This window comes from Leptolyngbya sp. FACHB-321 (assembly GCF_014695975.1).
Taxonomy (GTDB): Bacteria; Cyanobacteriota; Cyanobacteriia; order Leptolyngbyales; family Leptolyngbyaceae; genus Stenomitos.
On the sequence record NZ_JACJPI010000073.1, the window covers coordinates 1 to 20,266 of the forward strand.

Genomic DNA, 20,266 nt, shown 5'->3' on the forward strand with positions numbered 1-20,266 from the left:
CTCTAGGTTCAGGCGGCCTCGGCTCGCTTCACTTTCGCTGCGCTTGCCTCACCGCTTATCTAACATAACAACAGAAGAAGGAAACGTCAAGCAGGAAAAAAAAGAAATTGGGAGGGTACATCCAAGAACCCCATCTGAGCGAGAATTGTAGGTATCTCGTTGTATCGTTCAGGGAAGAGGTTATGTACTTTCAAGCTGTGATTGCTGCGCTGAATAAGTTTTGGAGCGATCGCGGTTGCTTAATTGTTCAGCCTTACGATACGGAGAAAGGGGCGGGAACGATGAGCCCACATACGTTCTTAAGAGCAATTGGTCCCGAGCCATGGTCTGTAGCATATGTAGAGCCATGCAGGCGACCAACTGACGGACGCTATGGGGAAAATCCCAATCGTTATCAGCATTATTACCAGTATCAGGTTTTGGTGAAGCCTTCACCGAACAATATTCAGGATTTGTATCTTGATTCTCTGAGGGTGTTAGGGATTCAACCAGAGAACCATGATGTTCGATTTGTGGAGGATAACTGGGAGTCACCGACTTTAGGAGCATGGGGGGTTGGTTGGGAAGTTTGGTTAGACGGAATGGAGGTGACGCAATTCACTTACTTCCAGCAGTGTGGTGGGATTGACTGTCGCCCAGTCTCAATCGAGATTACCTATGGACTGGAGCGATTGACAATGTACCTCCAAAATGTGAACGCGTTTACAAAAATTCAGTGGAATGATGCTGTGACCTATGGTGATGTGCATCTTCAGGGGGAGATTGAGCAGTCAGCTTACAACTTTGATGCATCTAACCCAGAAATGCTGTTCACCCTCTTTAATCTGTATGAGCAAGAGGCAAGGCAATTGGTAGAAAGAGCGTTAGTTTTGCCTAGCCTTGACTATGTGCTGAAGTGCTCACACACGTTTAATTTGCTAGATGCGCGAGGTGTGATTTCGGTAACGGAGCGCACGCGCTACATTGGACGGATTCGGAACTTAGCGCGGCAGGTGGCGCAGCTTTATTTGAAGCAACGAGAGACATTAGGCTTTCCGTTGTTCAAGGGTGAAAAGGTTGAAGCAATTTAGGACACGCTTAAGATTTGCGGGCAATGCCAACCAATTTAAGCAGTTGTATTGACATAAAAGCTTCTGCTTATCTCGAATTTAGCTTGAGTACGTAACCAACTTTCTCACAAGAATTTGGTTAGAACGATCGTCTTTACTGAGAATGCCAGAGATAGTCAGCAATCGGGCGATCGCTCTGCATTTTAGGCATGTCGGTGTTGAGTAAGAGTGTAATCTGCTTGAGCGGCTGTGATCGTGTTGCCTGCATTCGTCGGCCGACCCGTACTGGAATACCATCGCCATAGATAATATGCCCCTGCCCCACTAGTACAACGACAAGCGTTTCTGGCTGCTTTTGTAACGTGTGGGCAATACGGTCAGCCATCGTTTCATCCCATAGGACTTGCGCTTGAAAGAAGCGCTCAAAGCTGCCGCTTTTACTTCTGCCATGATGGATTTCAGCATAAATTTGCTGAAGGCGATCGCGATAGGAATCAGGTCCGAGGACGATCGTTGAGCGGGGTGGAATAAATCGCCGTTCTACCAGTGTCAGGCTTTCTAATCCGCTGCGGGAGGTTTTGCGGGTGACTTCTGTCGGCGTATTGAGGGCAACCACAGGGAGTCCATTAGCTTTTGCGAAACGGAGTACTGGTGCGTAAAAGTCCCAACTGTAGCCCCAGCGTTTCTGATATTGGCTCTGGTCTTGCAATGCTGCTTCGGTTAAGCCACCCATAAGATACCGATCCAAAACTGCTTGATACGGACGCTGGAACATCTCCATGCCGATCGCCAGTTTTGGGCGCAACTGATGCAGGGCTTGGACAATCGCAAGCTGAGCCTGATGGTCTGCCAAACGATTGTGGATTTCGCCCAAATAAACAACATCTGCTTGCGCCAGCTTTTGCAGCACGGCTGTAGGGTCTTCAGGCTGTTGTCTTAAAAGGTTAAACGCTGATACTGCTGATACTACAGTTGGTTTAGCAGCATCAGGTGCAGCAGTAGACAGTACGGCAGCAGTAGGGGCGGCACACAACAACGAAAGGCTTAGCAAGCACATTCCAAGTTGAGCTACTTGGCGAGTTATTACTGATGGCATAACGCTATAAACCTGCACCTGTTAGTTAACACAAGGTTTTTGATACAAGGGACAAAAGCAAGTAATTCTTCGTAACCTTCGTTAACATGGCACCCTCTTCCCATAAATGAATTGCAATCGCTCAGTAATTTCGCGAAGAAACGAAAAGAGCTTAAGTAGAGGTTCAGTGATTGCGACAGTTGTTTCTATGACTCCACTGCCTATCCTGGGACTGGAAGCCAAAACCCATGTCGAACCATATTACGGGGAGAGGTGAGGCGTACCAAGTTCCATCTATCCGTCAAAGGTAAAAATCATGGCTGTTGAAAAAGTAAATTCCTCCTCTAGCTTGGCTGAAGTCGTTGATCGCATTTTGGACAAAGGCATCGTCATTGATGCTTGGGTTCGGGTGTCTTTAGTAGGTATTGAACTGCTATCGATCGAAGCTCGCATCGTAATTGCCTCTGTCGAAACCTACCTAAAGTATGCCGAAGCAGTTGGTTTGACCGCTCAAGCCGCAGTTCCCGCTGCTTAGTGACTTCAACTGTTTGTCAACGTCGATGGGTACATACAGCCGATCGACATTCAAGCTCACTCCCAACAAACCGCAAGCAGTTTGTTGGCTGCTGGGAAACCAGGGGGTTTCCCAGCTTACTTGTTAGTCGATCATTCCCCATCATAACGGGGAGGAGTTTTAACAATGTCTTTAAAGAATTCCTGGCAGCAACAGCAACAGCAACGTCAGCAGGAAGTCACACAGCGCCAGCAGGAAGTCTCTGCTTCTTTAGCAGCAACTCGGCAAGACCGCCAAGCCAAGGCAGTCCAACTGCGTCATGAACTGAGCCTCTTCCGTGAGGTGTTAGGGAGTCAAAACACAGCACGCCGCACTGAACTACAGCAGTTTTGCCAGCGTTTGCATTTAGAAACGCAATCGTTTTTAGCGGCAGCGGGCGATCGACGTTACGTACAAGCCACTCAACTAGCCGCAGAACTTAATCTCTTTGTGCAAATGCTCCAACAACAAACGGCAGCGTTTCTTACAGAGGCGCAAGCAGAACGAGCCGTTGCCGCACCACAGTTAAAACAAGAATTGGTTGCATTTGTTAGTGATTTGCGTTCAGACGTGCAGAGCTACCTGATTGAACTCGAAGCCGTTCGTGAAAATCAAGCTGTGCAGTTAAGCCAGGCACTTATTGACGGAAGGGCAAAGCGCGAAGCTGAAACACAAGCGTTATTTCAGCGTCTTGCAGTCTTTCGAGCAGAACTGCAACGGTTTTCTCAAGATTTACACCATACTGTTTGGGGCGGCGAGAGTGCTGCTAACATCGAAACCCCTGCTGCAAAGCTACCAGCAGTAGCACAAGCCTCTACTAAAAATGGGAACCAGCCTACTAGTTGCATAGCAGTGTTACCGAATGAGTCTGTAGCTGTCCCGGCAACAGTAGAAGCACAACATAGCAGTGCCGTTGCTGTTACGTCCCCGGCAAAAGTGATGAAGGCGTCACAGGAGGGAATCGGCTGCGAAAAGGAAGTTTATGCTTACATCCAAAATGCACAAGGCGCAAGACTTACAGAAATTGAAAGGGCGCTTAATCTAAGCCGTTTTCAAGCCGTAGATGCTCTACGATCGCTGATTAAAAAAGGCTTAATTACCCAGCGTGATCGCATCTATCTTGCTCAAGGACATCTTGCCCATACGTGAAGAAAGGAAGCAGGGAAGAAGAATCCATGCAGCGCTAAGCACATCTAGCCCTGTAGCGCACCACCTTACACTCTCAGACCCTACATCCCCTCACACCGACTCCCCGAACCCCACTCAGAGGTTAAACCGTGACGACTATACTTCGAGCTAGCCCCCGTCGATTTGTTAGTACTCCTGCTGTTGAACGAGTTGCTAGCCGTGCTCTGCGCTATTTGCAATCTGGCTACTCTGTCCATTTACGTGGTCCTGCTGGAACCGGTAAAACAACGCTAGCATTGCATTTGGCTGATCTGCTTGCCCGCCCACTCATGTTGATTTTTGGTGATGACGAGTTCAAAACATCTGACCTAATTGGCAATCAGTCGGGCTATACGCGCAAGCGAGTAGTTGATAACTACATTCACAGCGTTGTCAAAGTCGAAGATGAAGTGCGGCAAAACTGGGCTGATTCTCGCCTCACGCTTGCCTGCCGTGAAGGTTTTACCCTGGTGTATGACGAGTTCAACCGCTCGCGTCCAGAGGTCAACAACGTCCTACTGTCAGCGTTGGAGGAGAAACTACTGGTATTACCACCTAGCAATAGCCGTAGCGAGTATGTTCGGGTCAGTCCCCATTTTCGTGCCATTTTCACATCTAACCCAGACGAATACTGTGGTGTTCATGCGACGCAAGATGCTTTGATGGATCGGCTGGTGACTATCAGTATGCCTGAGCCAGATGAGCTGACGCAGCAAGAAATTTTGGTGCAAAAAACAGAAGTCGATCGTGCAAGTGCGCTGCTTATCGTGCGCCTAGTCAAAGAATTCCGTATCCGCACCAATAATGAGAAGTCTTCTGGCTTGCGGTCTTGCCTAATGTTAGGCAAGGTTTGTCACGACCATGAGATTTTAGCAACGCCTAGCAATGCTGATTTCCGTGATCTTTGTTCCGATGTCCTCCTCTCTCGCTCCAGCTTGCCTTTAAAGGAAGCAACCCAAATTCTATGGGAACTGCTGAATGAAACAATCAGCATGAACCTGGTCGAGACAGAACTAAGTGAGACAGAGCAGAATGCTTCACCTTACGGTCTGGCTGTTGGTTCATCGGATGTGGCGATCGCTCAAGCCGCCGCAATTGCAGAAGACCTGGAAGCACTAGCAGCAGAAGCGCTGACAGCTGAAACAGCTCCGCTGATCGTGATTGCAACGGAAGAGCCGACGGACAGCCCGAATGAAATGCCGATTATAGTGACACCATCTGAGTCGGTAGCACCCATTCAAGAAGCAGTAATCGAAGCGATCGTTCCCGCAATAGAAGAAGTCATTCCCTATGAGCAGGAAATTCTTGCTTATCTTAAGCAAGTCAATGGAGCACGACTGTCTCAGATTGAGCAAGCCCTGGCACTGGATCGCTTCCGCACAGTAGATGTTTTACGCTTGCTTGCAGAAAAGGGTAGCGTCTTGCTACGCGATCGACTCTATCTTCCTTCAGAGGCTTAAGCTATGACTGCTGCTATACCGACAAGAAGCTACCCCAACACACCGTCATCTACCAAAGACTCAGCGCGATCGATTTCGACCTCGACCTCAGGCTCGACGTTGGCAGATGTACTGGAACGAGTGTTAGATAAAGGTATTGTCATTGCTGGCGATATCTCCGTTTCCGTTGCCACAACAGAGCTGCTTACCATTCGCATTCGGCTGCTCATTGCCTCGGTCGACAAAGCGCGAGAAATGGGCATCAACTGGTGGGAGAATAATCCTCACTTTAGCGCTCAGTCTCAAAATCTGATTGAGGCGAACCAGCAATTGATGCAACGAGTAGAGAGCCTGGAAACCGAATTGCGATCGCTTCGCCCAGCGCCAGCCAGCCAGTCAGTACCAACAGCCTAAGCCTAGCGCCATCCGCTCTATACGTTAGAAACCGGGATTCTTTAATAGCAAGTGGTTGTTTAAACGCGGTCGGCTAGCTTAGAACCCCGGTTTTTTGGCTGTCGATCGCAAAATCAAGCAAGATAGAAGCAGGCAACTATATTTGGAAACTGCGTGACCGCTTCTGATCTTCCTATTCAGGCTATTGCCACTTCGCCTAAAGCTAGTAAGGATGCTGGCTTGGCTCCTCTGCTGCTCACCATTGTGGAACTAGTGCGCCAACTAATGGAGGCACAGGTCATTCGGCGCATGGAAACAGGCGACCTAAGTGATGAAGACCTCGAACGTGCTGCCGAAAGCCTCCGCAAATTGGAAGAGCAAGTCATCGAAATTTGCGGCATTTTTGAGATTGATCCCGCTGACTTAAACATTGATCTAGGTGAAGTTGGCACCCTTTTACCAAAAGCAGGTGGCTACTACCCCGGTGAAAGCACCGCCCACCCAACTATTTTAGAACTCCTTGATCGTCTCCTGAACACAGGCGTTGTTCTGCAAGGTAATGTCGATTTGGGATTGGCAAACATTGACCTGATTCATGCAAAATTGCAATTAGTCTTAACGGCAAAACCAATTTAGAACCCAGACGTTAGGGGGCATGCTTGGAAGGGGAACTATAGAAATGAACAGAGATGAACGTTGATCGCAGGTATGGCGATCGCGCCATCTGACACCTCCCTGCTTCGTATACCTCCCCCGTTATGACCAGACTCTATCTTTACGGCATTTTTCCTACCCCCGGTCCGCAGAATTTGCAGCTCGAAGGTCTCGATAAGCAACCTGTGCAGACACAGATTGTCGATGATTTCACCTTTTTATATTCAGAAGCGCAACAAGACCGCTACCTAGCAAGCCGACGCAATTTGTTAGGGCATGAAAAGGTGCTGGAACAAGCAATGGAAGTTGGTTATCGGACGCTCTTGCCGCTTCAGTTTGGGTTAGTGATTGACGATTGGGCAACCGTGACACAGCAGTTAACCGCGCCCTACAGTCAAGGCTTGGAGAAGCTGTTTGCTAAACTCGACGGACAGCGCGAAGTTGGAGTGAAAGTGTTTTGGGAAGCCGATCGTGAACTGCAAATGCTGCTGGCAGAGAATGAGCCGCTGAGAGAAAAGCGAGACAGCATGGAAGGTCGAACGTTGGGCATGGATGAGGTTGTAGCGATCGGACAAGCGATCGAACGTGCCATGACTGACCGCAAACAGGCTATCATTCATACCTTTCAGGAAACGCTCAATCCACTAGCAGGCGAGCGAGTTGAGAACGACACATTGACTGAAGCCATGATTTACAACGCCGCTTACCTGATTCCATGGGAGGCAGAACCTAATTTCAGCACTCAGGTTGAGACGCTAGACAGCCACTTCGATGGTCGCCTCAAAATTCGCTACAACAACTTCACTGCACCATTTAACTTTGCTCAGCTTGATCGGCTGGAGTAGATGTAGTTGTTAGGAAAAGCAGAAGCCAGAAGCTAAGTCTTGCAAGGCTAAAAGCTAAAGGCTAAACCAACTCAATCAGAATTTCATTTTTTATCCTTTATCCTTTCCCCTGCCCCTATGCTCCTCAAACTCCTCTTCGCCCCCGTTACAGGTATGGGCTGGATAGCTGAACAAATTCAACAGCGTGCTGATGCTGAATTTGATGCTACAGAAAATCTTGGTAAACGACTTTTGGCATTGCAACTTGCCTTTGATATGGGTGACATCCCTGAAGACGAGTTTGAAGTTCAAGAAGAAGAATTACTGTTAGCAATTCAGGTGCTCGAAGATAACCTGCGTGCCGAGGCTGAAATGGAAGCGGCAGAAGCAGCAGAAATAGAAGCAGCAGAAGCAATAGAAGTGGCAGCACAACAACTGACTGAGGGTGTTTAGACGAAAGCCTTAAATGACTGATGAGCAAGACGCAATCATTTAGCTATCAGTAGTTAACATTATTTAGCTATTTAGCCTTACAAAAATTTTGGGTGAAGAAGAAGTAAGCGATCGCAAACCTGCCTATACTTGACCTGAAACAGCATAAACAGCATTTACTTTAAACCGCTGCTTCGGCTCAAACTAAAGCATTAGAGCAATGGGGAAAATTGCGCCAGTCTTGATATTTTTGATATTGCTTACTCTGGGTGCGGATTTTTTTATTCAGGGATCTACGGAGAGTGTATTCGTTCTCAATCCGTTGATTGACACGCGATTACCACAAGGTTTTACACAAGCAGGGTTTGATCGCATTCAGCCTGGAATGACTCAAACGGAGGTTTTGAGGTTAATCCCGCCCCCCGATGGGTCTAGCCCGAACTTTTGTGCGAGTGAGAGGACGTTTTGTTCGGCAGAGGGAGCTACATGGAGCTATGGGAGTGATGGGGCTGCGCTTTGGGGGGATTTTGCCTGGTTTCAGTTGACGGTTCAGTTTGACAAAAACGACAGAGTGATCAAAAAAACTCAAAGAGCCTTTTACGATTAGGGTGTTTGACGTAAGTTTAATGACTCATTGGTCATTTAGCTGGTCGCTCTTAAATCAATACTCAAGCACCAACGTGTTTGGATCATCTGCGGCAGTTGCTTTCGGACAGACGATCGCCGCTGGTTCGACCGGAGCCGCATCGCGCAATTGGTGAGCGCTTTTTTCGAGTGCATCAATTTCGACATCCAGCCCTGCTAGACGACTTTGGATGCGATCGCGCCGTTCTTCTAACGCTTGAAACTCCTTTTGGAGGCGAGTCTTCTCATTTACCAGCTTATAAAGATCTAAATAAGCGGCTGCCTCCGTCTTCTGACGCGGCATTGTACTAATGGGGCGGGTGTGTGTGCGTGTCTGGTGAGGGCGCATCGGTATTTCTAGTACTGTGCTTTTAGGATACCCATCGTTGTTATTTGCTAACGTGATGACGTGCCGCACTAAAGGCAAAGAAAAAGCAGAGAGCCATCAGCCCTCTGCTACATTCAGTTTATTTAGACTCTGCTAAAAAGCCTTACATTAGCGCGTCTTCGGCGTGGGTTTGGATGGTGCAGTCTGAGGTTGGATAAGCGTAGCAGGTCAGGACATTACCAGCCGCAATCTGGTCATCATCCAAGAAGGATTGGTCAGATTGGTCAACTGTTCCTTGCAGCAGTTTGCCATTGCAAGAAGAGCAAGCACCCGCTCGGCATGAATAGGGTAAATCCAGCCCGTTATCTTCAGCGGCATCAAGAATATATTGATCATCAGGCACATCAATGGTAGTGTCTAAGCCTTCTGCTTCATTGACGAGTCTGACTTGATAAGTTGCCATGTCGTAATCCTTTGATTGGTCTTTAAATTGAAATAACGATCGCTGTTGCCCAACAACCGCTTTTGTAGTCTGCCTTGAATGGTGTACCAGTAGCAATCAATCTGTAGATGGAGCGTGCTTGGCTAGGTTTCGTTGCAGCGGGCTGCATCCTTCAAGCAAAGATGCCAGAAGTCGCTTTCCGACCTAAGATTGGGCTGGAGTGATGGCTGTAAAGTGCCTTCAGGATTGAAGAAAGCCACAGCTGCCTCAAAAATTATGAGCGTTCATGCTGTTGATGTCGTCTGCTTGCGGATAGCCAGTTAAACAAGCTAAACGAAACGGGTCAGTTGCACGCGGTAGCGATCCTTCTTAGTTACAGCGATCTCGCCGACTTCGACGCGACCTTTGCCCCGAATGGCAATCAAGTCATTGGCTTTAACAGCATGGCTCGCGCTGGTAATTTCCTTCCAGTTAACGCGCACATCACCACCATTAATCAGGTCTGCCATTTTGTTGCGCGACATACCAAAGCCAGCCGAGGCGATCGCGTCCAGTCGCAGTGAGGCTTCTACTGTCGTTAACTCTTTCTTTTTGGGTTCGCGTACTTTGAGTTCTGCCAAATCAAGGCGACGGGTTTTTACAGGTACCGATCGCACTTGGTTGAGATGCAGTTCCAGAAATTCAACCAGTTCTGGCACCGCGATCGTCTGCGCGCCACGTTCGCCTAGCACAATAATATCGCCGACCTTCTCTCGGACTAAGCCAGTACCCAGAAGTGCACCTAAAAAATCACGATGACTTGCCTGGTCAAACAGAAAGTTTCCGGCAATTTCCAGCGCAGCAATTTCAACATGGGTAGTGTCTAGGGGCATTTCCGTGCGTGCGATTGCTAACCGCTGCCGTTCTGCCTGCGGGTAGCCACCCCACGCCACAAACTGCACCTCTGACAAACGGCTAAAAATCTGCTGGATATCAGCAATCTCAGGCGGCGACAGAAAGTCAGTCTGCACCACATCCCAAGTTTTAATTGCCTGGTCTGCCTGATCGATCGCCCGCGCTACGACCTCTCGGTTCTCAACACCTTTTAATAATTCTTCCCTGGGCAACATAGTAGCTTCGATCGCGAAAAGTCTATTCTAGCGAGCGACAGCAGGCATAACTGCTTACTGTGTTGTCAGCGCTGCAAAACTATACTGTTGTGCAGATTTTATGGCTAGCTAAATTCGTTAGAACGGAGAGTAAGCTATCCCTTATTTGTAATTATTAAATGCGGCTTAAGGCTCAAAAGCGATCCATTCAAAAACATGTTAAAGCGGTCGTCACCTCCGACCCGATCGCTTCTGCCGAGGCGATTGGGTTGCGTTACGTCACTGATGACATACCGGGAATACAGCGAAAACGCTCTGGCAAAAAGGGATTTGCTTACATTGACACCAACGGCGAGCGTATTCGCGACCCAGATGAGATTCGTCGTATTGATGCACTAGCAATTCCACCCGCCTACAAAGATGTGTGGATTTGTCCCTTTGCCAATGGACATTTGCAGGCTACCGGACGAGATGCAAAAGGGCGTAAGCAATACCGTTATCATCCGTTATGGCGATCGATCCGCGACCAAAGTAAATTCACCCGTATGTTAGTGTTTAGCCAATCGCTACCGCAAATCCGGCAACGCTTGGAGCATGATTTATCCTTACCTGGACTACCAAAAGAGAAGGTGCTGGCGGCGATTCTTCGCTTAATGGAACTGACCCGTGTTCGCGTCGGCAACGAAGAATATGCTCGTTCTAATCAATCCTATGGTTTGACTACATTGCGCGATGAACACGTTGATATTAAAGGCTCCAAAATTCAATTTCACTTTCGGGGCAAGAGCGGTGTTGAACATGAGATTGAGCTTGCTGACAAACGCCTCGCTAAAATCGTCAAGCGCTGTCAGGATATTCCTGGTCAGGAACTCTTTCAGTACCGTGATGCGACTGGAGAGTACCAGGCGATCGACTCTGGCGATGTTAACGCTTATTTAAGAGCCATTACGGAACAAGACTTTACGGCAAAAGATTTCCGCACGTGGGCGGGCACCGTACTAGCCGCCGCAGAACTGGCAGATATTGGTACGTTCACATCCGAAACAGGTGCTAAGAAGAATATCGTGCAGGCGATTAAAACGGTTGCCTCCTACTTGAGAAATCGCCCTGCAACCTGTCGGAAATACTACATTCATCCAGCGATATTAGACGCATATAAGGATGAGTCTTTGCATCAGATTATGGAGGAACACGCTGCAACGATCGTTGAACAGAGTCATGCGCTTAAACCTGAAGAACTAGCCGTTGTAGCGATGCTAGAACAACAGTTAATGCAAGAGTTGCAGCAAAAAGTAGTAGCTTAAGCGCTATCAATTTAAGCGACATCAACCGCAACGCGCTTTGTTCTTGACGTTGCGTCTTGCTTGATACGGATATACGCTTTCGTTACACCCAATGCTTCCGCTAGTAATTGGATGAGTTCTTGATTCGCTTTGCCGTGTCTACCGGAAAGAACTTCAGCCACAGTGTAAGGCTTTCATCGTCCCGTTTTGAATCAAGCGTCGTTTGGAGTTGGGTTAAACCTTGATGCTGCATTCATTGGGCGCGGTGAAAAGCATGAGTGAGATCGATTAAGCGATGTTAGTAAGGATCATGCCTAGCTCAAGAACGGCAGGATAAGAGACGCTAATTCAGCCGCATACTTTTGCGGCAAAGCGTGATCAGCACCAGGAATAATTGCCAGTTTGGCATCTGGTATCTGGTCAGCATACGTCTGTGAGTGCCAGAGAGGAATCGTTTCGTCACGATCGCCTGTGATCACCAACGTTGGCACTTGCAGACGATAAATGTCCTTCTCTACCGTGTCGATCGCGTCTTCAGGCCGAAGGCGATCGAGCAAAAAGGAGCAGGCAGCCGGTTGTACCATCAGTTCCCGTCGAAACCAGGCAATCTGCTCTACGGCTGGACGCTGCCCAATGAGAGCAGCGATCGGGGATGCCAAAGCTAACGCCCAATCAACAACTGGAGTGCGCCAGAGCAGCGGACGCAGATGGTCATATCGTCCACAAAAGCTATCGTCGCGAATGCCAGCAGGAGCCGCCAGCAAAAGCCCTTTGACTGCGGCTGGATATGCTAGCGCATAAGCAGCACCCACCCAGCCGCCAAAGGAATGCCCCAGTATATAGCAAGACTCAATGTTTAAGTCTGCTAAGACTTGATGCACAAACGCAACTTCCTGGGCAATGTCGTAACGAATAGGTGGTTTGGCAGAGTTGCCAAAACCTAACAAATCAAGACCAATGCAGCGAACGTGTGGGGCTAACCGTTCCATCAGCGGCAGCCAGTTTGTTGCATCGCCCAAAAAGCCGTGGAGCATCAGAAGCGGCATACCATTGCCTTGCTCCAGGTAGGCGGCTGTGTGAGAAGCCTGACCGGCTATCAGATTCGATCGCAGGGTAAGAATTTGCTTTTTGTGCAATTACGTATGAACCAGGAGATATTGACCATTCCCATTGTATTCACCTTCGCACGACTCAAAGATCGTTCCTAGCAGCAGCAGATAGAAGCGCCAAATCCGTCGGAATTTAGCATAATCCATGCCATAGTCCAGATGCTTCACAAGCTCTTGACTAGCGTCAAAGCGGTGCAACCAGTCTGTCAGCGTCTTGTGGTAATTAGAGCCGTTGAGATACCACCGATTGATTGTTTTCAGATCCCGGTTGTGGTTCGGCACTGCATCATAATTCCAATAGCGGCCATGTGGAAAGATATATTTGTGCGTAAAACCAGACGACATATTGTTAGGAATGCGCGCCGTGATGATGTGAATAAAAACCTTGCCACCGCTCTTAAGCAAGGATGCTAACTTCTGAAATGCATTCGTCATATTACCAACATGACAAAAGACTCCGATCGACAGAATCTTGTCGAACTTCTCTTCAAACTGAACCTCATTCAAATCACCTTCACACAGTGTAAAGCGACCAGAACTTAAATAGCTCTTAGGATCTTGCATCTTTTGACGCATATACTCACATTGCTCATGGCTCAAGTTCAACCCTGTAAAGCGTACGTTGGGAAACTTGGAAAGAATATAGTTGGGCACACAGCCCCAGCCACAACCAAAATCCAAAATATTATCGCCATCTTTAATCTCTAAGCGCTCAATCACCTGATCGATCATGTGCTTTTGTGATTCTTCTAAATCCACCGCGCCACGTTCCCACAAACCCATGCTGTACTTGGGATAAATCACTTCCCAGTTGCCCAACATTTGATTTAACATTGCCTGAGGACGATCGTATTGAACCTTCATCAGCTCTCGTGATCCTTCAGCAATATGGTCAGTTTCATTGAGCACCCATTGGTAAGGAGCAAGCAGACCAGGGCAGTGTTGAAACAACAAAGGCATGGAAGTATGAATCATCGATCGCACAACCGAATCTGGCACTTCCAAGCCATTAATATAAGCTTCTGCTAGTGCCATTTGAGCGGTGTTGACGGCTCTCGCTGCCCCTCGTGTGGCTTGATAGGCAAGTGGCGTTTTAAAGTTAATATCGCCTGTAATAGGAAGATGTTTCCGAATGGTTGGAAAGGCGCTTACAGAAGTCATTTTGTCTGCTCTCCACTTAAAGTACTGTTCAGTGAATCTTGAAACTTAGTAAATCAATGGTGCAGCCCACGTAGGAGTCCACCGTGGAACACATACTGAAAGCGTATGAGAAAGATTCCAATTATTCCATCGTATTCAACTGAAGAATTGTTAAGACCAGACTATCCTCTTTGCTTTCAACGACTTACTTTCTAAGAATTTGTCTTGTATTGTTTTTAGCTCTTAGCTTTACATCTCATGCTAAGCGTTCAGCAAAAATAATTTCATCCGCTATAACGTTTAATCACTCCTGTTGAATGATCGTTTTACTTAATGATTTTTAGTAGCTTTTATTTACAATTAACGAAGCGACTCTTAGCGAAGAATCTCCCGAAGAAAATATTTCATCTCTCCGAGAAATTATAGTCATTCTGAAGAATTTTGCAACTGTAGGCGGAATTTAAATTAATGTCTCTGCTTCAGTAGCAAGCGCTACTTTTTGGTAGCTGTAATCTTTTGCCCGTTCAAGCAATTCTTTTTCGGATGGCACTCGAATTTTTGATGCTAGATTGAAAAACTCAAGCAATTTGATCAACTCAAAGGTGGGATCTGGCAAATAGGCGACTTGCCCCATTTGCAAAGTGATGCCGTGGCGAGCGGATGACTGAAACGCATGATGCAGATTGTGCCAGCCTTCACCCAAGGCAACAATCGCAACGAACCAATTATTGCGGCTGTGATCGTTTGTGATAAACGGTTGATCTCCCACCGTATGAGTTAGTGAGTTAACCAAGGCGACACCGTGAAAGAGAACGGTCGTGCTGAGGAAAAAAGCAGCGAGATATTCCATGCCACCTAGGAAATAGGAAAGCAGACCAAGCGCAAGGGTAGGAACAAAGTGCAGTCGATCGATCAGCCTCATCACAACATCGCTCTCAACATCAGGGGGCAACTTTGCAGGCAAAAATTCTGAAGAGAAGAGCCACCCCGCTTGAGACCACCAAAAGCCTCTTGCACCTTTAAAGGGTTGGTACGGCGAGTGCGGATCGTGATTCTGGTCAGAGAATTGATGATGCCTTGTATGGTGAGCCTTCCACCAACTAGGTCCCATTTGACCAGCGGCGGCAGCTACAATGCTACCTAGCCACAAGACTGGCGCTGGCGCTTGATAGCTCTTGTGCGTTAACAACCTGTGATAAATGCCAGTCGTGGCAAACATTCGAGTGACGTAGAGTAGCACTGCCCAGGCGATCGCGCCCCAGGATAAGCCAGTAAACAGCACGAGTAGTGCCCCAAAATGACTCACCACGATCAACATAGGACCGATGATGTAAGAAACAACGGTGAGTTGCGAGTACGGCTTCATTAAGCGTTTAGATTCCTTAAAGCGGTGAACGAGAAAGGCAAGATAGCAGTCGAGCTTGACTCAACATTATGTCTGCTCACACTTTGCTCCATAGTGGTGTAAAAAAAGTCAAACTAGAGTGGTGTAAAAAAAGTCAAACTAGAAGTAGCAGAATGCCACTGCTACCGTGAACTCGATTCACTGACTTCTGGCAGCGAAAGGAGCTAAATCTAGTTCAACCATTCCTATGATTGAAATACTGGCTGTGCTTTCTGCATCTGCCGCAGGAGGTATGAGAATTGCGCTCCCACTGCTCTTAATTGGCTTGCTATACGGGGGAGACCTGTGGTCGCAAGTGCCATTGTTATCTCGCCTTTCACCGCCCGTTGTGTTGGGGGTGCTAGTCAGTTGGTCTTTGGTAGAAATTTTTGCGTCAAAAGATCGGCTGGGGCAGCGATCGCTCCACCTAGTTCAGCTCCTATTTAGTCCTTTAGTGGGTGCCATTATGGGCATGGCAGTCGCTCAGGCGGCAGGCATTCCTACCTGGCTGGTATGGTTGCTTGGTGGCATTGGCGGACTGGTCGCGTTGGTACTGCAACTGGTGCAAGTCGGTTGGTTTTACCGCTTGCAGAAAATTCCCCTTTGGGTCGTCTTTGCGCAAGATGCCCTCTGTTTTGTGCTGGTGCTGTTTGCACTGGACGCACCACGGCAGGGCGGTTTAATTGCTCTACTACTGCTGTGGCTGGCAATTCGTAGTTCTAAAGAGTGGCGACGCTGGTATCTCGACCAAGCTAAGGCAAGCGATCGCACACGCCCAAGACGCTACAAGCAAGACCCAGATTAGAGGACGCGATTACTTCTAGCCCCTCTTCTCTAAAAGATCCTCAAGTCGCTCCTTAAACAATACTCTTGCAGCAGGCTTCTACTGGACAAATCTTAGAGCTGGCGCAGTAACCACTATGTGACTGCAATCCCAATCACATAGCAAGACAGCAGCCAGTTGTTTGCTGACTGCTGTTCGAAGCTAAGGGCGCTTTATGCCGTTTGTAGAAGAGCCGCTTAAACGAGCTTATGGTTCGATCGAGCGATCGCTAGGGGTGGGCGGTAGCTGGTGCGTTGGGCGCGTCGTGATTGTCGCGTCATCCTCTTTCACAGCTTCCGAAGCGCGATGCAGCAGGGCGCTCAGCAGCTTACGGACTTCACGCTCCCGACGAGCAAGAGCTCCTCCGGCTTCACTAATTTGCTGTTCAAGCTGTGCAAATTTATGATCTGCCTGACCTTTAGCAGCTTCGGCTTTAGGACGCGCCTTACTATACCAATGCTTGGCATCATCCAAATGACCTTGCGCCTGATCGTAGTAGGACTCAGACCGAGCCGCTAACGTCGCACGTAAGAGGGCAGCCTGAGCTTGCAATTGGGCATAACGCTTTTTCAGTAACGCTGCTTCTTCGCTATTTTGGAAGGTTCCAATGGCATCTTCAACCATTGCCTTGACTTTCGTAGGCGCTGTACTAGCGGCATCTTGAATACCTTCTAAGCCAGTCGCGATCTCTTGCTCTAACTCATCTTGTTGTGCCGAAAGTTTTGTTTGCAGTCGCTTCACTTCAGCTTCCGTTTCGGCAATTTTTTGCTGACGGGCACTGCTGATACCATCCACAATGCCTTCGATCGATGCTTCAATTTCTTCTTTGGTTTCCTTGCCGTTTTCTTGCAAACTTGTGATCGCAGAGGAAAAAACGTCTTTTATAACCGAGCGAAAATCACGGGACCCTTCTTGGACTTCGTGAGTGACTTGCGACACAGCCGCACGAATGATTTCACGTACGCGATCACTGCGTAGTTTACCAACTTCTTTGACTTGCTTTAGATCAGTTGAAAGCTTTTCTTTAACTGGAGTAGACATCGTTACAAACTCCTGAGTTGAGATAGATTGATCAGTCAGAATTAAATGTGATTCAGCTTCAAACGTTTTATCAACCTTGCCAAAAAGCTGCGTCTAGAAACAATTTATGATTAACCATCACCTGACTGCTCATCTTCATCTTGCCAAAGACGATCGTAAATTACGTCCCTCCAGAGGTAGGAAAGCCACCCACAATTAGTCGTAGAAACCGAAAGCAGGTGCGCTTTAGAAGACTAGCCTTTATCATTTTCCTCAGTATTTGCAGAAAAGGCAGAAAAGATAGTTGTCCAAAAGGGCAAAATCATTGTCCCAATCAGCTTTGGTTTAGCTATGCCCGACGACGATTAAGTAAGGCAATCAACAAAAACGCGGAGTAGGGTCAGCATTGCCTCCCTTTCTCCGCGTTCTTAACTCTGCGTACCAATTAGATGCGACTAGATGGAACTACTAGCCATATCTAACCTAAAAGCGATAACCGACACCAGCTTGGAAGCTTAGAGCATCAGCAGGGCTGTTCTTGTAGGCATCAATGCCCCACTTGGCATCGCCATAAACAACAACGTTTCTGCCAATACCTGCTTCAGCACCAGCAGTAAGAACGGGAGCGTTCTTGTTACCTAATGGAGAGGGCTTGCCTTCTTTGTCAGCGAAGGAATAACCGGCTCCAGCATAGATATTAGCGTTGTCAGAGACGGGCACATCGTAGGTGAGAAGGGGCATAATGGCTGCACTTTCATCACTAAACAAAACGGCACCTCGTACAGAAATAGGTGCATTGGGAACGGCGAAGCGACCTTGAATATTACCGCCCAAGGTAGCAGCATCACCGTTTTGTCCACCGTTTGTTACGCCAGCAGAAACACCTGCACCAATATAGCTGTCGTTAAATGTAATGGGTCGAGCAGAGGCAGCGCCAGCCGAAAGAATAGCGGGTGCGATCGCCAAAGCAGCGAGTGCAATGATGCGAGCGGGCAGAGCGTTACGAAGAATGGTGGAAAAGGTTTGAGCGCGTTGCATAGTAGAGTTCCTCACAGGGTTAAAGTTCGTTTGACTCAGTTACATCTAAAGTCGAAAAACGAGTTAGAGAAGTTCCAGAGATAGCAAGGAATTAACTGTTTTAAGAAGTTGCGGAATAGACAATCCTTGTGCAGTTTTCTTACCAAATTAATGCCAATGGAAGATACACAGCCAAAAGAGTAATTTCCGCAATTTAAAACATCAAATTGGTCTTACCTTCTCTTTTAGGTATAACGTTTCACTCAAATTAAGCAATGCTCAAAAGGGTCTGTTGTGCAACTGTCACAGATAGTTTTGAGAAGAGAAACTAATCATTCTGCTAACAAGAATCTAATCAATCGCATGGGTCATCCAAGTGGATGTAGCGATCGTATCGAGACTATGCTAGCGAGCTCATTTTGCTTCACTGCTGCTACGTGTATAAATGTCATGTGAGCAGAGCAGTGCCGAAGAAAAGAGTTACGCCAAGCAGCAGATAAAAGTTAGACAGCAAAAGGATGGTTTTGGGTCAAAACATTTGCTGATACGTCAGAACTGGCATTGTGAAGCGAGGCGGCATTAATTGTATGACGCATGGCATTCCAAAGGTTCCTGCTTGCCATTAAGAGGACAAAGACTGAGAACGAAGACTGCCCACTATAAATCCCTCCCATATCTATGAGGGCTTTGGTCTAGCAACTACATAGCGCTTTGAACGCGCATCAATAGCAAGGCTTAAGCGCTACATCACGACGGTAGAGTTGGGCTGCTCGTCACTACTTTGCGTCTCAAGCGGCAGCACAACTGTAAAGGTAGAGCCAACACCCACTTCCGAGGTCAGGCTAATCTCACCTTGCAGCAGTTTTACCATGCGAGCAACGATCGCTAGACCCAGCCCCGTACTGTTAGTGAGCCGATCGGGTTCAGACGGTAGCACCTGAAAGAACGGTTCAAAAACGTGAGCCTGGTTAGCCTCATCAATGCCGATTCCTGTATCGATCACGGCGATCAACCACCAACCATCTGAGAGGACCCGACACTGTAAAGTCACGCTACCTACCTCGGTATAGCGAATGGCATTACTCATCAGGTTGACCAGAATTTGTTGCAGCCGTAGCGGATCAGTAACAACACGATCGGGGGCCCGCTCATCGTCTAGCAAAAGCTGCAAACCACTCGCTGCTGCCAAAGGCTGTATTACTTCAAACACGGTTTGAATAACGCCACGGACATTGGTTGGCTCTAGCCGGAGCAGCATTTGACCCGCTTCGTAACGCGACAACTCCAGAGTGTCATTGATCAAGCGCAAAAGCTGACGACTATTACGCACAACGCGCTCAATATGCTCCAGACTATGCGGCGTGTCTCGCACGACTGGCTGTTGCTGCCGTAAAAAGAGCTCAGAGTAGCCAATGATAGAGGTCAGTGGGGTCTTCAGTTCGTGGGCGAGAACAGACAGATTCTCCTGACTAGAATGCACCAGACGATCGAGTTCTTGATTCGTAAGCAGCAACTGTCCCCGCAGTTTATCCAGCTCTTGCAAGCGCTCAGCAACATAGCTCTTAAAGCACTGAGCGATCGCGCCATCCACTACAGCATCAATAAGCGCGACTGCCCGCAATACTTCCTCGGCTGTACATTGAAGCAGATCGGCGCGGAGAACATGGATGATTTGCGATCGCAACAGATGATATTCGCGTGCAATCTCAGTCGGGTCAAAGCCTTGTCCGGCTCGCAGGGCACCATGTTGAAGACTTGCTCTGATAATCGTTTCAATATCGCTCTCTTGCGTCTCTGCCAGCACTGTTGCCAGGGCTGCAAGAATATGGGGAATGTGGTCACGAATGGCAGTCGGTGAAAGCTGATCAGCACTTTTGATCTGCTGATCCTGAATAACCGCTTCTACCCATTGAGCGGTAATGGTTTGCGATCGCTCAGTCAGCAAGACGCTTAAATCAGGCATTGGTGATAACTGAGAAAGAGTCATATGGGCTCCCACTAAACGCGAATATCATCCTTAGCGGAAAACACGCCTAAAACGATTTATCCTTACTCTTCCCCAAGATAGACATTCATTCTACCTTAGGGAAGATGTTTAGAGTGGTAGCCGTTTTGTACTGCCCTTGCGCGATCACCTATTTCGTCCAACACGATGCTGCCATCCCGTTATTCAGCAGCCAGAGTTTAAGCCCATGAACTTACAATGAGAATCCGGTCTGGATAGATGTTTGGCACTGAGACCAACGTTTTTTTGCAGCGGTAGCGATTGAGCTTAGACCATTGAGGCTGCGACGTAACTACAAAGTAAGGTGCCGAAACATGCGTCTAGCCCTACTTAGAAGGCTGAAGCAGCAATTAATACTGGTTTGAAGCGTTTGATGTCCTAATATTCGCTATCGTTAATTGTCACTTGTCAGTCAGT

The 20,266-nt window shown here is 47.9% G+C and carries 21 protein-coding genes; 10 read left to right on the forward strand and 11 right to left on the reverse strand.

Translation table 11 applies throughout. The features are described 5' to 3' along the window. Window positions 1-182 precede the first annotated feature (182 nt). Window positions 183-1,070 carry a glycine--tRNA ligase subunit alpha gene (glyQ, locus tag H6F76_RS20110; protein ID WP_190510980.1) on the forward strand — a complete coding sequence of 296 codons (888 nt, stop codon included), beginning with the start codon at window positions 183-185 and terminating at the stop codon, window positions 1,068-1,070. Between the two features lie 133 nt (window positions 1,071-1,203). Here the strand turns inward: glyQ and H6F76_RS20115 are convergent, their stop codons facing one another. Next, window positions 1,204-2,106: a ChaN family lipoprotein gene (locus tag H6F76_RS20115; protein ID WP_190511210.1), complete on the reverse strand. Its 903-nt coding sequence runs from the start codon at window positions 2,104-2,106 to the stop codon at window positions 1,204-1,206. A 334-nt stretch (window positions 2,107-2,440) separates the two neighbouring features. Between H6F76_RS20115 and gvpA the strand changes: the two genes are divergently transcribed. The 7 genes from gvpA (at window position 2,441) to H6F76_RS20150 (ending at window position 7,607) form a co-directional block, all read left to right on the forward strand. Continuing rightward, window positions 2,441-2,659, forward strand: coding sequence for a gas vesicle structural protein GvpA (gene gvpA, locus H6F76_RS20120; protein WP_106257461.1), 219 nt, complete (start codon window positions 2,441-2,443; stop codon window positions 2,657-2,659). 165 nt (window positions 2,660-2,824) lie between these two features. Further along, the gene (locus H6F76_RS20125; RefSeq protein ID WP_190510983.1) at window positions 2,825-3,826 is read left to right on the forward strand and encodes a hypothetical protein; all 1,002 of its coding nucleotides are present in this window, start codon (window positions 2,825-2,827) and stop codon (window positions 3,824-3,826) included. Between the two features lie 128 nt (window positions 3,827-3,954). Beyond that, window positions 3,955-5,304: a gas vesicle protein GvpN gene (gene gvpN / locus H6F76_RS20130; RefSeq protein ID WP_190510984.1), complete on the forward strand. Its 1,350-nt coding sequence runs from the start codon at window positions 3,955-3,957 to the stop codon at window positions 5,302-5,304. 3 nt (window positions 5,305-5,307) lie between these two features. Continuing rightward, window positions 5,308-5,697, forward strand: coding sequence for a gas vesicle protein (locus H6F76_RS20135; protein WP_190510986.1), 390 nt, complete (start codon window positions 5,308-5,310; stop codon window positions 5,695-5,697). A 153-nt stretch (window positions 5,698-5,850) separates the two neighbouring features. Further along, a complete protein-coding gene (locus H6F76_RS20140) occupies window positions 5,851-6,312 on the forward strand; it encodes a gas vesicle protein K (RefSeq protein WP_347276080.1) in 462 nt (153 codons plus the stop codon). Between the two features lie 122 nt (window positions 6,313-6,434). Next, entirely contained in the window at window positions 6,435-7,175 is a 741-nt protein-coding gene (locus H6F76_RS20145; protein ID WP_190510988.1) for a GvpL/GvpF family gas vesicle protein, read from the forward strand. 117 nt (window positions 7,176-7,292) lie between these two features. Continuing rightward, window positions 7,293-7,607 (forward strand): gas vesicle protein GvpG, encoded by a 315-nt coding sequence (locus H6F76_RS20150; RefSeq protein ID WP_190510990.1) that lies wholly within the window; start codon window positions 7,293-7,295, stop codon window positions 7,605-7,607. Window positions 7,608-8,247: 640 nt separating this feature from the next. Here the strand turns inward: H6F76_RS20150 and H6F76_RS20155 are convergent. From H6F76_RS20155 to H6F76_RS20165, 3 genes are all read right to left on the reverse strand, one after another. Continuing rightward, window positions 8,248-8,559 (reverse strand): hypothetical protein, encoded by a 312-nt coding sequence (locus tag H6F76_RS20155; RefSeq protein WP_190510992.1) that lies wholly within the window; start codon window positions 8,557-8,559, stop codon window positions 8,248-8,250. A 142-nt stretch (window positions 8,560-8,701) separates the two neighbouring features. Next, on the reverse strand, window positions 8,702-9,001 hold the full coding sequence (locus tag H6F76_RS20160; protein WP_190447915.1) for a ferredoxin: 300 nt from the start codon (window positions 8,999-9,001) through the stop codon (window positions 8,702-8,704). Between the two features lie 308 nt (window positions 9,002-9,309). Beyond that, a complete protein-coding gene (locus tag H6F76_RS20165; protein ID WP_190447913.1) occupies window positions 9,310-10,089 on the reverse strand; it encodes a photosystem II S4 domain protein in 780 nt (259 codons plus the stop codon). A 158-nt stretch (window positions 10,090-10,247) separates the two neighbouring features. Between H6F76_RS20165 and H6F76_RS20170 the strand changes: the two genes are divergently transcribed. Next, window positions 10,248-11,372, forward strand: a complete 1,125-nt coding sequence (locus tag H6F76_RS20170; protein WP_190510994.1) for a DNA topoisomerase IB — start codon at window positions 10,248-10,250, stop codon at window positions 11,370-11,372. 11 nt (window positions 11,373-11,383) lie between these two features. Here H6F76_RS20170 and H6F76_RS31590 read toward each other — a convergent pair whose 3' ends face one another. From H6F76_RS31590 to H6F76_RS20190, 4 genes are all read right to left on the reverse strand, one after another. After that, entirely contained in the window at window positions 11,384-11,533 is a 150-nt protein-coding gene (locus H6F76_RS31590) for a DUF167 domain-containing protein (RefSeq protein ID WP_347276081.1), read from the reverse strand. 132 nt (window positions 11,534-11,665) lie between these two features. Then, window positions 11,666-12,487, reverse strand: coding sequence for an alpha/beta fold hydrolase (locus tag H6F76_RS20180; RefSeq protein WP_242036761.1), 822 nt, complete (start codon window positions 12,485-12,487; stop codon window positions 11,666-11,668). Continuing rightward, entirely contained in the window at window positions 12,488-13,621 is a 1,134-nt protein-coding gene (locus tag H6F76_RS20185) for a class I SAM-dependent methyltransferase (RefSeq protein WP_190510995.1), read from the reverse strand. Window positions 13,622-14,060: 439 nt separating this feature from the next. Continuing rightward, window positions 14,061-14,966 (reverse strand): acyl-CoA desaturase, encoded by a 906-nt coding sequence (locus H6F76_RS20190; protein WP_190510997.1) that lies wholly within the window; start codon window positions 14,964-14,966, stop codon window positions 14,061-14,063. Between the two features lie 226 nt (window positions 14,967-15,192). Here H6F76_RS20190 and H6F76_RS20195 point away from each other — a divergent pair, with 226 nt between their 5' ends. Further along, window positions 15,193-15,789, forward strand: coding sequence for a DUF4126 domain-containing protein (locus H6F76_RS20195; RefSeq protein WP_190510999.1), 597 nt, complete (start codon window positions 15,193-15,195; stop codon window positions 15,787-15,789). A 225-nt stretch (window positions 15,790-16,014) separates the two neighbouring features. On the opposite strand, the gene H6F76_RS20200 is transcribed toward H6F76_RS20195, so the two are convergent. The 3 genes from H6F76_RS20200 to H6F76_RS20210 all read right to left on the reverse strand — a co-directional run bounded on the left by H6F76_RS20200 (window position 16,015) and on the right by H6F76_RS20210 (window position 19,831). Then, the gene (locus H6F76_RS20200) at window positions 16,015-16,848 is read right to left on the reverse strand and encodes a histidine kinase (RefSeq protein ID WP_190447904.1); all 834 of its coding nucleotides are present in this window, start codon (window positions 16,846-16,848) and stop codon (window positions 16,015-16,017) included. 462 nt (window positions 16,849-17,310) lie between these two features. Beyond that, window positions 17,311-17,865 carry an outer membrane beta-barrel protein gene (locus H6F76_RS20205; RefSeq protein ID WP_190511001.1) on the reverse strand — a complete coding sequence of 185 codons (555 nt, stop codon included), beginning with the start codon at window positions 17,863-17,865 and terminating at the stop codon, window positions 17,311-17,313. Between the two features lie 721 nt (window positions 17,866-18,586). Further along, a complete protein-coding gene (locus H6F76_RS20210; protein ID WP_242036763.1) occupies window positions 18,587-19,831 on the reverse strand; it encodes a HAMP domain-containing sensor histidine kinase in 1,245 nt (414 codons plus the stop codon). Window positions 19,832-20,266: the final 435 nt, after the last annotated feature.